Genomic DNA, 15,125 nt, shown 5'->3' on the forward strand with positions numbered 1-15,125 from the left:
ATTTTTTAGATACGACTTATCATCAGTCTCTATCTAAATAAGATGAAGAGGCTGAAACAAGATAAATAACAATAGTAATTGTGATGCTCTGCAACTTAATGCAGATAAAGGCTAAACCAGTGGCATCATAATAAGTTTTTTTATTCAAATACTCGAATAATATTCGTCAGTTTATTGATTTCACATAAACTTTTATTAAGGAGCAATACTCATTATGGCAAACTTCTAGTCAGTACACAGTATTTTTCTAATAAATAAGTTATATATTTATCATTGAATTTATTAGTGAGCGCAAAACGAAATAAAATGAATTTTTAACGCAATTAACTTATTTCGTTTTATTTAATATACACTGAAAATAAAAAAGGCACATTATTGCGCCCTTTTGTGATCATGAATTTAATATTCTTTTTAATTTAAAATAGCGTCGTCCTAAACGCCAACGCAATCTTAGATCTTTCGCATTTTTCCAGATCAGCGTCCATATCCCTCTATCAAAAAATTCTTTAATGATTTGTTTTTTAATTTCAATAGATTGAATAGCAACAATTGAGTGAATAATTCCTAAACCTTCTTTTGCGATTTGCCAATAACACGCATTAATATTTTGAGCCACTTTCTTATGTTTTTGATTAATAGCATCAAGCATTTCTAATATTTTCATGTAATTATGAATTGTTCTAACATGAATACTGTCATTAGGTGTTGCATGAGAAACCGATGCAGAATGAATTAAGTAATCGTAATAGCGTTCATCGATATATTTAACTCGTTGCGCTGTTAATAACACTTCAGTTGTCCACGGAATATCTTGATGGTGTAAACCCGGCTCAAAATAATAACCATGGGCAAGTAAAAATTCACGACGATAAATATTTAACCAAGTCACATGTAAGAATTTTTTAGAGTTTAATGCCGTTTCTAACCATTGTGGCCCCGTTAAAATTCCCGTTGTTTGCAAGCGGTTAGATGGAAATATAGGTCGTGAAGGGCGTCCATCCGTATAAACATAATTACCATTACAGGTTAAAATATCCAAATTATCATCTTTAGCCACATTAAGCATTCTGTCATACATATTAGGATGAATTACATCATCAATATCAGGAAAAACAATATATTGACCTTTTGAAATATTAAATCCTATATTACGAGCAACAGATACACCTTGGTTTTCCTGATCAATAATAGTGACTTGAGGAAATCTTTCTGCCCATTCTTGTAATATTTTAAGTGAATTATCTCTAGAGCCATCATTAACTAAAATAAGTTCCCAATTCTTTAATTTGATAGATTTTAATCCATTGAAAAATTGAGATAAAAATTTCTCACCATTATAAATGGCGACGACGATACTCAGTTGAGGTATAGAAGAAGACATAACCCACCTTTTATATTCTTAGCTAAGAAAAGAATTTCCCCCTAAATAGTTAGTATTAAAAACAAGCAAACGGAGTCACTCACAGAGTTAATTACCCTTAATTCATTCTTAATGAAAACTTAATTTTTAACTAACTAAAGGTGAAAATGATATTTAATGAAGATAAGTATAATCAACTTCTTTTTATCTCTTATGAAGAAAGGGTTAAGGTGGTTTGTTTTTTAAAAGAAATAACTAAAGGGAAAATTAAGGTTAACATGAAGAATAAATGTTATTAGCAGGCGCTCAACTTATCAATACGTAATATAAGTTACAATAATTTCATTTTCATGCTTTAATGAGTGAAATATCACTCATTGTGTTTATAAGGTAATCAATATGGAAAAAGTAACATTACAAGCATTTCTTGATCAAGAATGGAGAGATATTGCTATTATTAATTTTCCTGATCATGATCGCGCATTATATGCAAGCAAGTATGATATTACCTATCCAATCACTGAATTAGAGTATGAAACAAACTATTCAGTGGATTACCTGTATCAAGATGACAACCACTCTGTTTCTATTAATCATCCTGTTGCCCTTTATTTTGATGATAATGGTTCACCAGGTTGGCTTAAATTTTTAGATGATATTGTGCCTAGCGGTGCAAGTCGGAGATATTGGATCCAATATCTTGATATTTCGGGTTTGACTGTAGAACAACAAAACTATGAATTGCTTTATCGTGGTACTATTTCACCTATTGGTAATTTACGAGTAAAAGAATCATTGCCAGCACCTTCTAACTTAAGCGAACATCTTGTTTTTACTATCGATGATGTCAAAAATAGAGCCAGCGATTTTCTAGATTATGCACAACGTAAAGGTGCTGCTGCTGGTGGTGCAACAGGGGCTGGAGGTGAAGCTCCGAAATTGTTATTAAGATGCAGTGATAATGAAGAAGTTTGGATTGATACTTATCAAGATGATGTCTCTAATCACGATAAATATTACTTAGTTAAATTTCCAAGAGGAAATCGTTCAAGTATAGATTGTGATATTTTAAGAGCAGAATATCATTTTTATCACGAGCTTACTTCAATGGGCTTTAATACTATTTCTATTGAAGGTATGCGCCTAGAGGAAGGAAATAATTACCCTTCTTTATGGCTTCCTCGTTTTGATATAAAAAAAGAAAACCATAAAGTTATTCGTTTAGCTATGGAATCTGTCTATTCCATGTTGAATAAAGCACCAGGCACAACGCTATATCATGAAATAGTAATCAGAGAATTAATTGATAAAATTAATCAAAGCAATATGGTTACTCAATTTGGTTTTCAATTTGATATAAGTAATTTTATTATTGAATGGGTAAGGCGAGATTTATTAAACATCATTTTTGGTAATAGCGATAACCATGGTCGAAATACTTCGTTTATAAGAAACAATAATACAATTTATCTTGCCCCTATCTATGACTTTGCACCGATGAAGGCTGATCCTGAAGGTATTGCTAGAACAACAAAATGGCATTCACAAAGTGAAATGGGTGGAGAGTACAATTTTATTAATATCGCAAATTCTTTATCTGATTTAATTCCACCAGAACAACTACTCAACGCGTTAAAAGAAACTGCCTTACAACTTATTACGCTAAAAGAGAGATTAGAGGTAAGAGGTGTGCCAACACAAATCCTCACAATGCCTTCATTTGGTTTTGATTTTATATCTAATAAGCTAGAACGCTGGGGATTATTATCATGAGTAATGTCAAAAATAAAATTCAAATAAACCAATCTCCAGCGAGAGCATCAAAAACACGCCAATCTGTTGCAACAGTAGATAGAAAAGAAGTGATTAACCAGATAATGTCTCAGTTGTTATTTGGAGAAATAAGCCAAGGAGAGGCATTAAAAATGTTAAGAATAAAAGTATTAGGTTTGAATCAAGAACGCTATGCAAAGCTTATTAATATCTCACGCAAGACACTATCAGAAATAGAAAATGACAAAGGTAATTATTCTGCTGATATTGTTAATAAAGCATTTAAACCATTTGGATTAAAGATTGGGCTAATTCCTTTTTCTCCTCATGTTTTATTTTCATTACTAAAAGAGTACAACAATAAAAATGAGTAATATAAGTTACAAAAAACACTTTTTTTATAATTAATGACACTTATATCACTCATTAAACGAAAAACATCCGCAAAGCGGATGTTTTAGTTTTTATTTAAATTAATAATCAGTGGATACTTGTTGTACTTTTATTCTTCAATATCATCTTCTTCATCGCAGACTTCAAGTGCTGGAAAGTAATCAACTCGCCAAGACTTGATCCCTTGATACACTTCATCAACGGCATTTTTTACCGCTTCGGTCATTGGATAATAAAAACCGACGAGATCGGGTTGTATCCCTAAGAAAGTAATATCTGGAATATCATCTTTTAATTGATCGATAAGAAAATTCAGCGGCATATTATGAGTGCTCATAATAAACATTTCCGCTATGTAGTCAGGATCTATCACCCTAATTTCACCAGGGTTTAAACCAATATCTGCAGCATCAACAATAACAACACATTGAGGTTGTAACTCTCTTACTTGATAAGAGACATTTTCAGGCGCGCTTCCCCCGTTGATAACAATCCATCCATCAATGGGATTTGCTTCCATTAACTCAGCAAGCAGAGGACCTGCACCATCGTCACCCATCATGCTGTTGCCGACCGTTAATACCACTTTAGGTGCTGTCATTGCTTTACTCATGGTTTTCTCTTCACAATCAAATAAATAGCCGGTTCTGCGTGGATCTCACCCAGTAATTTAATCAGCGTTTGACTCCACTCACTAAAAATAGGATCGTCACTTTTGATAATAGGATCAAATGCTAACGCTAATAAGTGAGTATGCTCAGAGTTAATATTAATTTCACCGAACGTCAGCAACCCTTGCATTTTGCGTTTGGCTTCCCCTTCAGGCAATAAATCAATCCATGCTTTATATTTTTCTAAAGGACAAACTAGCTCTGTTTTTAGACAATCAATCATACCGACGTGGTGACCAATCGCGAGCGAATAGTACATCACCTGTTGCGCTTGCTCAGGAATATCATCATCGCTATCAACAAACTTTTGTCTCAATGACCAAAAGTAAACGTTAGCATCATCAGGCATAAATGCCCCCTTGGCTTAATGAATAAACAAGGCGTTTTACAATCTCAGATAAACGAGGATCATTCGCTTGTCGTAGCCATTCATCTACACGTCCACTAACTTCCTGAATAGTAGCGCCCTCTAATAAGGTGAGGAAATGATCGCTGATTTGTCTTCCCTGATAATAGCCAGCAAGACGACGAGCTTCACGCTCAATCATCACTCGAGCATCTAAAGGAATAGAAGGCAGAATTAGAGAGGCTTTTTCATTCTCTACTTCAATGTGCGATTCGCCTTTTAATTTCTGGTCTAACAAGCCCAGCGCAACAGCAAATCCATAAATCGTCGCTGCTGGTGTTGGAGGACAACCTGGGATCCACACATCAATAGGAACGATAGATTCACTGCCACCCCATACACAATAGAGATCGTGGAAAATACCGCCACCACAGCCACAAGCACCATAAGAGATACAAATTTTTGGATCTGGCGCTGATTCATAAGCACGCAATGCAGGAACACGCATCTGGCGCGTTACTGCGCCAGTGAATAATAAAATATCAGCGTGACGAGGCGAGGCCACCACTTTGATACCAAAACGTTCAGCATCAAAAACCGGTGTAATTGCGGAGAAAATTTCAATCTCACAACCATTACAACCACCACAGTCAACACGATAAACATAAGCTGAACGCTGAATATCTTTCAACAATGTCTGTTTTAGCTTTTTAGCCTGTTCATCAAGGGTGATAGGTTGGCTAACATGATGATTAATGGGAATTTCTGGAAAACTCATTTTATTGTACTCCCAATTTCGCCCACACTAATATTTTCACGACCATCAGATAACAAGTTATGTTTACGCTTACATTCAGGGCAAGTTTCAAATTGTGGGCGCATCGCTTCTACGGTTTGCTCATCCCAGCCTGATTGCACTAATAGTTCCATCGCATATTCAACTGATTTTCTAGGCGTAAAGGGTTGATGGCATTCACGGCAATTCAATAACTTAAAAGTTCCTTTGATATAAAGATCTGACTTTTTAGTTACTGCCGTTTCAAACATATCGGATAAAACAATCGCTCTTGTTGGGCAAACTTCTTCACAACGACCACAATAAATACAGCGACCAATGAATAATTGCCAATGACGCTCGCCTGTTTCCAAATTCGTTTCCATCGTTAACGCATTAGCAGGGCATGCTGAGGTGCAGGCACCACAGACAATGCATTGCTGTGCATCATATTCAGGCTTTCCTCTGAAACCATCAGGTAAATCCAGAGGTTTAAACGGATATTTGGTCGTTGCTTCGCCTGTTTTGATTATGGTTTTAAACAATTTTAACATCGTTCATTCCCTCACTTGAGCGGCGAATTTTTACGTTCGATGCTGTAACGTTCAATTTCTTTGTAAGAAACTGTTTTAGATTTACGTTTTTTCACATCGACGAGCGTTACCCTGTCAGTACAGGAATAACAAGGGTCAAGACTACCGATAATTAACGGCGCATCAGAGACGGTATTTCCTTGCAACATATAACGTAATACTGGCCAGTTAGCATAAGTTGCAGCACGGCAACGCCAGCGGAATAATTTTTGGTTATCACCCAACATACTCCAGTGAACATCTTCACCGCGTGGTGCTTCAGTAAAGCCCAGCGCAAATTTATATGGCTGATAAGTAAAGCCTTCGGTTAATAATGGACCTTCTGGCAAGTTATCTAAGGCATATTCAATCATTGCCATTGAATCCAAGACTTCTTTAATACGTACCATCACACGGGAGAATACGTCGCCACCTTCATAACTAAAAAGCGTCAGTGGAAGATTGCCATAATCTGCAAACGGGTGGTCAAAACGAACATCACGTTTAAAGCCACTCGCTCTTATCATTGGCCCTACTGGGCTAAAATCACGAGCCACTTTCTTATCTAAGATACCAACACCGACAGTACGTTGTTCCATATTTGGCGCTGATAGCAATATATCCACTAATTCAGTGACTTCTTTACGCATTTCTCTAACAAGTTGGATAGTCTTCAGACGCTGATCTTTTAAAATATCGCGACGAATCCCCCCAATTAAGTTCAAGCCATACGTTTTACGCGCACCAGTGAGCATTTCTGCAATCTGCATTGATTTTTCACGAATACGGAAAAATTGCATAAAGCCAGTATCAAAGCCTGTAAAGTGACTGGCTAAACCAATGTTTAATAAATGGCTATGAAGACGTTCAACTTCTAATAGGATAGAACGAATAGTATGCGCACGACGTGGCACTTCAATGCCTAACGCATTTTCAACAGAAGTGACATACGCCACGCTGTGAGTAAAACCACAGATACCACACACGCGGTCTGATAAGAAGGTCACTTCGTTATAACCCATACGGGTTTCAGCCAGTTTTTCCATACCACGGTGAACATAGAACATGCGGTAATCAGCATCGACAATGTTTTCACCGTCTACGAATAAGCGAAAGTGTCCCGGTTCATCAGAGGTAATGTGCATAGGGCCAATTGGCACAACACGCGCATCTTGCTTACCTTCGTTCACGAAAGGATAAGTTTCGACTTCAGTTGCTGGTGCTGGACGTTGGCGATAATCCATCGCATCTTTACGCAGTGGATACATCTCTTCAGGCCAGTCATCGGGAAGCACTAAACGACGTTCATCAGGTAAACCAACCGGGATAAGACCATACATATCACGAATTTCACGTTCACCCCACACTGCTGCTGGGACACGCGGAGTCACTGACGGGAACTCTAAAGTAATTGGGCTAACATGCGCTTTTACAACAACCCAGCATTTTTCACCCTCTTCCATTGATAATGCGTAATAAACAGCATAGTCCCCGTTTAAACTACGTTCGTCATTACCGAATAAAACAGGTAACCAACCGCCTAAGCCGTAATACAGGTATTCCACCACTTCAGGGAGTGATTCCGTTTTTACTGTTATCGTCAATTGATCAGCGGTTTGTCGCTCTTCATCAAGAACTGCTGATGGGAATTTCTCACGAACCTTGGCAACGTAATCTCCGCCTAGTTCTTTTCCCTCTTTTCTACTGACATAATTTTGGTAGCTCACGTTACATCTCCTGAACCGATGTGGATGGATTGTTGATTAAAGCCGTTGGCCATGCATAAGTAGGTGACTCACTTTTATCAATATTCATCACGATATTAGCGGCATTTTCTAACAGCTCGCTGACAGGTTTAGGAATGTGAGTTCCCATTAACAGCATAAGTGCAATCAGAATGACCATTGGTAATGTGGTTAAAATTCCCAGTTCACCTTTAGCAACAACATCAGGTTTTGGACCAAAGACAGTTTTAGCCACCATACGAACTAAACCACCTAACACTACGGTCAATAACAATAATAATAGGATAGTTAGCCCAATGTGCTGAGAAGCTAAACCTGCCACAACAATCATAAATTCACTAATAAAGACGTTGAAAGGAGGCATACCGCCTAACGCTAAAGCGCCACCAGCAAAAAGAGCGGCACTTAATGGCATCACTTTAAACATGCCTTTCACGACATTTAAATCACGAGTACCGTATTTCAATAACACGTTACCGGAGCCACAGAACAACAGTGCTTTCGCTAAACTGTGGTTTAAGGTGTGGAATAAAGCGGCCAAAATACCAATTGGTCCGCCAATCCCTAATGCGACGGCAATTAATCCCATGTTTTCCACACTGGAATACGCTAAAAGACGTTTCATATCGCGCTGAATAAGAATAAAGAACGCCGCGATAGCAACAGAGAGGAAGCCAAAGATTAACAGTAAGTTACGTGTAAATTCAGTACCAATTGCCGCATCAATAATGATGTAGTAACGAATGATAATTAACAGCGCACAATTCAGTAAAACTGCTGATAACAGCGCACTGACAGGGCTTGGTGCTTCACTGTGTGCGTCTGGTAACCATGCGTGCATTGGGAATAACCCCGTTTTGGTACCGAAACCGATTAAAATAAAGACAAAAGCTAAATGCATCAGTGTTGGGTCTAACTGGTCTGTATATTTCAACACTTCAGTCCAGAAGATAGCCTGATCTGGATCAGGCATAAAGCTTGCGGCATTGGCATAAACCAAAATAGTTCCGAAAAGACCAAATGCCACACCCACACTACAAATAATGATGTACTTCCACGCAGCTTCCAAAGAAGAACGTTGACCATAAATTCCAACTAAGAATGCAGAACTTAGGGTTGTTGCTTCAATGGCTGCCCACATTAAGATCAAGTTATTACTCGTAATTGCTAATAACATGGTGAATAAAAACAGGTGGAAGAAACCATAATAATTACACAAAGTGCGTACTGAAATTTCGCCCTCATCCACTTCGTGATTCATATAGCCAATAGAATAAAGCCCTGTTAAAAAGCCGATAATACCTAAGATGGCGAGGAATAATGCGCCAAGGCTATCCACATGAACCCAATTAGCAGCAGCCAATATTTCGCCATGAGACATGACATCTGCCACAGCCCCTAATGCAGCGATTAACAATACGGTGATACCAATAGCATGGATCCCTGTTACAACAGGACGCGCACCCGCTTTTAATAACGGGCTTAGAAACGCCAGTATTGAAAATACCAACGGTGCAAACATTAAAATTGTTAACATGGTTGTTTGGTTCATCTCCTCACCCCTTCAGCGCGGTCAGTTGATCCACGTTCAGTGTGTTGAGCGTGCGGTAAATCTTACGAGCCAACACTGCCATAACGATCACAGCAAAGATGGCGTCTGTGGCGATACCAATTTCGACCAGTTCTGGCGCTCTCCACGCTAATAATGCCAGTGTTAAGTGAGAGCCGTTTTCCATTAAACAGTAACCAAAAGCTTGTTTTAGGATATTTCGCTGAGTCACGATGCAAAGTAGACCCAACATAAAGTGTCCCAGAGAAACTGCGAGTGCAGGTTTCAAATCAACAACCATTGGGATTTGAATTGGCTCTACCACAAACCAACTTAAAATGACGATAACAGCAGCCAGCAACATTAAAAATGCCGGGCTAATAACACTGATATTCGCACTAGGATCGGATAACTTACGGAATGCAAATCCTAAAATAAGTGGCACAAGCAGAACTTTAGTAAAGAAGGCGGTGATCGCCCAAAGTGTAAGTTGGTGTGCATCTAATGTATTGGCTAAAGTGACGAAAATCATCACTAAAACGAAAGATTGCAATGCATAGAACCAACAGGATGCAATCGGCTTTTTAGCGCCAATTACCAGTAGCGAGGTGATCATCATTAACCCCGCCAAATTGTTTACGATAAGTGCTCCAGTCATGATTTATCTCCCTTATCCTAGCCAAGTGACTGCGATAACACTGGATGCAAAGGACATAACAATCAGTATTCCAATCACAATTTGCATTGCCATAGGAACAGGTTGCCCTTGTGCAACTTCTGTACTTGGTTTGCCAGGAACAACACGACCAAACCAGTAGATAAACCAAGTGAAGCTAGCAACAGACTCAATCAGTACTAGCACCATAATTGGTGTCATCACCCAGAAAACACTCGACAGTTCAAAACCTGCGGCAAAAATTGGGAATTTACTAAAGAAGCCATTCATTGGAGGAACCCCAGCAATTGCCAGCGCGGCAACACAGAAACCCACGCCCAATAATGGATATTTATTAATTAACCCTTTTAAGCGCGGCAACATACGAGTACCACAGCTATAACTCAATGCACCGGCAACTAAGAAGAACAAGCTTTTCGCGAAGGCATGGTTAAAGATATAAGCAATACCGCCTTCAAACGCTTCGCGCGGTCCAAAGATAGAAATAGATAATGCAAGGAAGATATAAGAGAGCTGAGTGATGGTTGACCATGCTAATAGGCGTTTCATATCTTTTTGTGGCAAATACATCATAAAGCCATAAATCAACGTGATAACCGCCATGGTAATACCCACCCAACCAATAAGGTGAGGAACATCACCATCTGCTGACATAATCGCACGAGCAAAGATATAAACACCGACTTTTACCATTGATGCGGCGTGTAAGTAAGCACTCACAGGTGTTGGAGCTTCCATCGCATCAGGTAGCCAAGCTTGCAGTGGTAATTGAGCTGATTTACCCCAAGCCGCAAAGAGAATTCCACCAAACACAATCAGTTTGGTTGGCTCATCTAACGTTGCGATTGCGGTTAATTCAAATGTCCCCGTACTCACAAACAAGGTTGCCGCTGCGAGATAAAGACCGATTGAAGCAACGTGAGTGATCAACAACGCTTTCATTGCTGAACGGAGCGATTTGTCAGATTGGTAGTAGCCGATTAATCCCCAAGAACATCCCCCGGTGATTTCAAAAAACAGGAGTTGACCTAAAATAGTCGATGAAAGGACTAACCCCGCCATTGCACCAATAAAAATCAGCAAGAAGGCATAATAGCGACGAGTACCATCATGTGGATGCTCGCGATTGCCATTGGTCAGATAGCCAGTAGAGTAAAAACTCACCAACAATCCTAAGAACACAACCGCGAAAGCAATCAATGTACTGACACGATCAATGGTAAAACCAAAGAGCGCAACATCACCATATTGTACTAGCGTAATTGTGGTATCGACTTTACCTTCAGCGAGGAACTGCCAACCTAAAACAACCGTTCCTAATGTGGCTAATAAAGCGAACAGTGTACATAACCACTTCGCCATCCGATTTGGCATTAAGGACGTAATCAACGCCCCCGCAAATGGGATGAGTAAGGTCGCAAGAGCTATATTTTCCATTGTAATCATCGCTCCTTATAGACCGGTTAAATAGAAAACAAGAGCCAGTGCCGCAACACCGAATCCTAACCATGTCACATGGTGAGTCAGTAAGAAGCGACCACGCGCTAAACTGTTTTCAACCAATGACGCTAATACAAACACCACTAACAGCTTCACTGCCATTAAAACTAACGCAATGATCAGTGCAATAAAGGTGAATTCTGTTGCTTTACCGAAAGGAATAAATATGGCCAAAAACAGTTCAGCCACTACCACTTGTTTTAAACCAAGACCCAGTTTCACCATGGCAAAACCAGAGCCTGAATACTCAGTTAATGGACCTTCTTGTAACTCTTGCTCAGCTTCCGCAACGTCGAATGGCATTTTGCCCATTTCGATAAATGCGGCAAAAGCACAAGCTAATAAGGCTAACAGTGTGGCAGTTGGTGATACCCAACCTTGAGCAAGTGTTGCACTAATGGTGCCGACGTTGGTTGAACCCACAATTAACGCCACCACTATCAGTGATAACACTAAGATAGGCTCTACTAACACACCCAGCGTTAATTCACGGCTAGCACCAATACCTGCAAACGTGCTTCCTGAATCCAGACCAGATAAAGAGAAGAAGAAACGATAAAGTGCAAACAGATAAATCAGTGCGATAAGGTCGGCCGCACCCGCAAACAGTGACGTTGCGGTAAAGACAGGCAACGCCATCGCAACCACCAGCATACTTCCCAGTAACACATAAGGCATTACTTGGAAGATCACGCCAGATTGCTCAGGTGCCACAGATTGACGTTTAAATAACTTAAAGATATCTCGATAATCTTGCAAAATCCCGGGGCCTTGACGCGAATGCATCTTGGCGCGAATTGTGCGCGAAATACCTGTACATAATGGGGTTATCGCTAACAAAAAGAGTGCTTGTATTAGTGCGAATATGCCCATCATTAACGTAGGTGCTTCTTGGAAAGTCATAAGTCCCTCTCCTTACGCTGCGATGACTAAAAGCAAGATGACCAGCGCTGCGACAACGTATAGACAATAGAGTCTGAAATCCCCGCCTTGTAGGCATTGGATACGTTTTGCAAAACGTTGGATACCACGAACCAGAGGATAAATAATGCGTTCATCCCAGAATGGTTCGACCTTTTCAGCACCGAGCTGTGTTTTATTAAAACCACGAGACAGCAATGGAGATGGATCAAGTTGTTTACGCATACGATAAAGTGGTGCAAACATGCTACGTAATGCTTGAGTAAAACCACCTGCTGACACTGCCATATCCTTTTCCCACACATAACCACACGCCCAAGGATCACCTTTACGACGAAACGCAGGTTGATTGCCTTTTAGGCCGAGGTAAATCAGGAATGGGATAAGCGGTAGAGCAATTAATAAAACAAATGTTAATGCTGGAGAGAACATGGCTTGCGATGCAGTATCAGGAACAAGCATGGAGCCTTGAGCCACCGTTAATGCGCTGGTTTCGCTAAGCGACATTGCAATATTGGCAATGATTGGTGCAACGAAAGCTGCCCCCACACCTAACACAACACAGAAAAGCGCTAATAAGCCCATCGCAATCGTCATTGGTAGTGGTACTTCTTTTGCTTTTGTTGCTTGCTCACTACGAGGACCGCCACAGAAGCTAACACCATAGACTTTAACGAAACACATTGCCGCTAATGCCCCTGTAATTGCCAGCATAATAATGGCAATAGGACCACTTAAGCGCATCACAAAGTTACCTTCGTAACTCATCGTAAATAAAGATTGATAGGTATACCATTCACTAACAAAACCGTTTAGTGGCGGTAATGCTGAAATCGCCATACAACCAATTAAGAATGCCGTTGCAGTGTAAGGCATCAGTTTGGCTAGCCCACCCATCTTATCCATATCACGCGTGTGAATTTGATTAATAATCGCGCCAGCTCCGAGGAATAATAACCCTTTGAACACCGCATGGTTTAATAAGTGATATAAAGCCCCTAACAGGCCAAGTGCAGCAATAACCGGATGGTCTGTTGCCATGCCGACCATACCAACACCCACACCCATTAAAATGATGCCGATATTTTCAACGGTATGCCATGCAAGCAAACGTTTTAAATCATGCTCTGCTAATGCGTACATAACACCCAATACAGAAGACACTGCACCGAATGCGAGGACAACAATTCCCCACCACATTTCAGTTGCACCCAATAAATCGATACCGACTTTAATTATCCCGAAAATACCAATTTTGACCATTACACCTGACATTAATGCCGATGCATGTGAAGGTGCTGCGGGGTGAGCTTTGGGTAACCAACTGTGTAATGGCAACATACCTGCTTTGGCGCCAAAACCAAAAAAGCCCAGTAAAAACACCACAGAAGCCATTGCAGGAGAAAGAGAGAGTTGACGGAATGAATCAAAATCAAGGCTACCACTTTCACGCCACATCAAGAAGAAGGCAATCATGATTAACACGGAGCCTGCGTGAGCAATAAAGAAGTAAAGTAAGCCTGCGTGAATAGATTCGTCATCTTGGTCAGCAATCACTAAAAACCAAGAAGCCAGTGACATCATTTCGAATAGGATAATAAAGTAGAACGCATTATCCATCACCACTAAGCCAACCATAGAAGCAATAAACAGATTCATAAAGAATCCCATGCTCCAAGCGCCACGACCTTTATATTCTTGCACATAAGCAAGAGAATAAAGCGCACACACGCTGACCAGTAATGAAATAACGAACACCATAAAGGCGCCTAACATATCCATGCGCACCACAAAGGCGGCAAACTCGAAAGGCCCTGCGGCGGTAAAAGTAGCGATTTCGCCACCAAAAATAACCGGTAATGCACTTAAAATACCTAAGACACCACCAATGATTGCGCTGATCCCTGAAATAAGGATTGCCAACCCTTCCTGTTTTTTTAAAAACAGTGCAATAACGCCACCAACAACATACAGGATGACTGACCACAGCAGTAACTGAAGAGGTTCCATATTACTTCCGCTCCTGTGTCAAAGTAGATAAATCGTCAAGGCTCGTAATGGGTTCCATCACTGAGTCTAAGCGTCGCGTTTTCATTTGCTCTTCAAGTTTGTCTTCTTCAACTAAATGCAATGCATCGGTTGGACATACGTTGACACAAGCAGGACCTTCATCAGAGAAAGCACATAAATCACATTTCACTGCGATTGCGCGGACACCCACATTCCATGCAAGGAATGGATTGGTTGTTGGAAGGCTTGCTGGCACATCTGCCAACATTTCTTCAGGTACAAAGTGTTCAAAAACAGCCGGTAAGTTAACTGGTTTACTGCCTGATGGTGTAATTGCACCAAAAGGACAAACCAGACCACACAACTTACAGCCAATACACAGGCTCTCATTAAGAAAGATCATATTATCTTCATGAGTGATGGCATTGACTGGGCACACGCGAGCACAAGGAGCATCCTCACAGTGCCGACAAAGCATCGGTGCTGTCTGATCCTCCACTTTTACCACTGTAAGACGCGGATGCGCCTGTAATCCCACAGCTTGGTGAACTTCTGAACAAGCTGCCATACAGGTATTACACCCTATGCATCGTTGTGGCTCTGCAATTACAAAGCGATTCATTCGCCACATCCTCCGAAAAACGTTTAACAGCATTACTGTCGTCAATTTTTCTTTAGATAAAGCATATTTCATGCCAAGAGAGGATTTAATTTATTTGTGATAAAAATCATTGAGATAGAAACAAGGAAAGAGGATAAGAATGACGTATCGACAATAATGACGTTGACACTCAAAGAGGGATAAAACTCGGAGAGAAGGCTTTAGGCTGCTGA

14 protein-coding genes are annotated in these 15,125 nt (G+C 40.2%); 2 read left to right on the forward strand and 12 right to left on the reverse strand.

Annotated elements, in window-relative coordinates; all coding sequences use genetic code 11:
- Positions 1-391: 391 nt before the first annotated feature.
- The gene (locus BTA34_RS14205; protein WP_151436125.1) at positions 392-1,381 is read right to left on the reverse strand and encodes a glycosyltransferase; all 990 of its coding nucleotides are present in this window, start codon (positions 1,379-1,381) and stop codon (positions 392-394) included.
- Positions 1,382-1,759: 378 nt separating this feature from the next.
- Here BTA34_RS14205 and BTA34_RS14210 point away from each other — a divergent pair, with 378 nt between their 5' ends.
- Entirely contained in the window at positions 1,760-3,133 is a 1,374-nt protein-coding gene (locus BTA34_RS14210) for a type II toxin-antitoxin system HipA family toxin (protein ID WP_151436126.1), read from the forward strand.
- Positions 3,130-3,507, forward strand: a complete 378-nt coding sequence (locus BTA34_RS14215; protein WP_151436127.1) for a helix-turn-helix transcriptional regulator — start codon at positions 3,130-3,132, stop codon at positions 3,505-3,507. Before BTA34_RS14210 ends, BTA34_RS14215 begins: the two co-directional genes overlap by 4 nt.
- A gap of 128 nt (positions 3,508-3,635) precedes the next feature.
- On the opposite strand, the gene hycI is transcribed toward BTA34_RS14215, so the two are convergent.
- The 11 genes from hycI to BTA34_RS14270 are packed head-to-tail and all read right to left on the reverse strand — an operon-like array spanning position 3,636 to position 14,913.
- Positions 3,636-4,139: a hydrogenase maturation peptidase HycI gene (hycI, locus tag BTA34_RS14220; RefSeq protein ID WP_151436128.1), complete on the reverse strand. Its 504-nt coding sequence runs from the start codon at positions 4,137-4,139 to the stop codon at positions 3,636-3,638.
- Entirely contained in the window at positions 4,136-4,546 is a 411-nt protein-coding gene (locus BTA34_RS14225; protein ID WP_151436129.1) for a formate hydrogenlyase maturation HycH family protein, read from the reverse strand. The genes hycI and BTA34_RS14225 overlap by 4 nt, the downstream gene beginning before the upstream one ends.
- Positions 4,539-5,321, reverse strand: coding sequence for an NADH-quinone oxidoreductase subunit B family protein (locus BTA34_RS14230; RefSeq protein WP_151436130.1), 783 nt, complete (start codon positions 5,319-5,321; stop codon positions 4,539-4,541). The genes BTA34_RS14225 and BTA34_RS14230 overlap by 8 nt, the downstream gene beginning before the upstream one ends.
- Entirely contained in the window at positions 5,318-5,872 is a 555-nt protein-coding gene (gene hyfH, locus BTA34_RS14235) for a hydrogenase 4 subunit H (protein ID WP_151436131.1), read from the reverse strand. Before hyfH ends, BTA34_RS14230 begins: the two co-directional genes overlap by 4 nt.
- A gap of 11 nt (positions 5,873-5,883) precedes the next feature.
- Positions 5,884-7,617: an NADH-quinone oxidoreductase subunit C gene (locus BTA34_RS14240; RefSeq protein WP_151436132.1), complete on the reverse strand. Its 1,734-nt coding sequence runs from the start codon at positions 7,615-7,617 to the stop codon at positions 5,884-5,886.
- Between the two features lies 1 nt (position 7,618).
- Entirely contained in the window at positions 7,619-9,187 is a 1,569-nt protein-coding gene (locus tag BTA34_RS14245) for a hydrogenase 4 subunit F (RefSeq protein ID WP_151436133.1), read from the reverse strand.
- Positions 9,188-9,191: 4 nt separating this feature from the next.
- Positions 9,192-9,842: a hydrogenase 4 membrane subunit gene (gene hyfE / locus BTA34_RS14250; RefSeq protein WP_151436134.1), complete on the reverse strand. Its 651-nt coding sequence runs from the start codon at positions 9,840-9,842 to the stop codon at positions 9,192-9,194.
- Positions 9,843-9,854: 12 nt separating this feature from the next.
- Entirely contained in the window at positions 9,855-11,306 is a 1,452-nt protein-coding gene (locus BTA34_RS14255; protein WP_151436135.1) for a hydrogenase 4 subunit D, read from the reverse strand.
- A gap of 6 nt (positions 11,307-11,312) precedes the next feature.
- Positions 11,313-12,263 carry a respiratory chain complex I subunit 1 family protein gene (locus BTA34_RS14260; protein WP_151436136.1) on the reverse strand — a complete coding sequence of 317 codons (951 nt, stop codon included), beginning with the start codon at positions 12,261-12,263 and terminating at the stop codon, positions 11,313-11,315.
- Positions 12,264-12,275: 12 nt separating this feature from the next.
- Entirely contained in the window at positions 12,276-14,291 is a 2,016-nt protein-coding gene (gene hyfB, locus BTA34_RS14265; RefSeq protein ID WP_151436137.1) for a hydrogenase 4 subunit B, read from the reverse strand.
- 1 nt (position 14,292) lies between these two features.
- Positions 14,293-14,913 (reverse strand): 4Fe-4S dicluster domain-containing protein, encoded by a 621-nt coding sequence (locus BTA34_RS14270; protein WP_151436138.1) that lies wholly within the window; start codon positions 14,911-14,913, stop codon positions 14,293-14,295.
- Positions 14,914-15,125 lie beyond the last annotated feature (212 nt).

It is taken from the genome of Proteus sp. CD3, from assembly GCF_008808075.1.
Classification (GTDB): Bacteria; Pseudomonadota; Gammaproteobacteria; order Enterobacterales; family Enterobacteriaceae; genus Proteus; species Proteus appendicitidis.

Bases quoted from the DNA above. Each gene is read 5' to 3' on its own strand.
- hyfH (WP_151436131.1), bottom strand. From the start codon at position 5,872: ATGTTAAAATTGTTTAAAACCATAATCAAAACAGGCGAAGCAACGACC.
- hyfB (WP_151436137.1), bottom strand. From the start codon at position 14,291: ATGGAACCTCTTCAGTTACTGCTGTGGTCAGTCATCCTGTATGTTGTT.
- BTA34_RS14205 (WP_151436125.1), bottom strand. From the start codon at position 1,381: ATGTCTTCTTCTATACCTCAACTGAGTATCGTCGTCGCCATTTATAAT.
- BTA34_RS14215 (WP_151436127.1), top strand. From the start codon at position 3,130: ATGAGTAATGTCAAAAATAAAATTCAAATAAACCAATCTCCAGCGAGA.
- BTA34_RS14245 (WP_151436133.1), bottom strand. From the start codon at position 9,187: ATGAACCAAACAACCATGTTAACAATTTTAATGTTTGCACCGTTGGTA.
- BTA34_RS14270 (WP_151436138.1), bottom strand. From the start codon at position 14,913: ATGAATCGCTTTGTAATTGCAGAGCCACAACGATGCATAGGGTGTAAT.
- hyfE (WP_151436134.1), bottom strand. From the start codon at position 9,842: ATGACTGGAGCACTTATCGTAAACAATTTGGCGGGGTTAATGATGATC.
- BTA34_RS14260 (WP_151436136.1), bottom strand. From the start codon at position 12,263: ATGACTTTCCAAGAAGCACCTACGTTAATGATGGGCATATTCGCACTA.
- BTA34_RS14255 (WP_151436135.1), bottom strand. From the start codon at position 11,306: ATGATTACAATGGAAAATATAGCTCTTGCGACCTTACTCATCCCATTT.
- BTA34_RS14230 (WP_151436130.1), bottom strand. From the start codon at position 5,321: ATGAGTTTTCCAGAAATTCCCATTAATCATCATGTTAGCCAACCTATC.
- BTA34_RS14210 (WP_151436126.1), top strand. From the start codon at position 1,760: ATGGAAAAAGTAACATTACAAGCATTTCTTGATCAAGAATGGAGAGAT.
- BTA34_RS14225 (WP_151436129.1), bottom strand. From the start codon at position 4,546: ATGCCTGATGATGCTAACGTTTACTTTTGGTCATTGAGACAAAAGTTT.
- hycI (WP_151436128.1), bottom strand. From the start codon at position 4,139: ATGAGTAAAGCAATGACAGCACCTAAAGTGGTATTAACGGTCGGCAAC.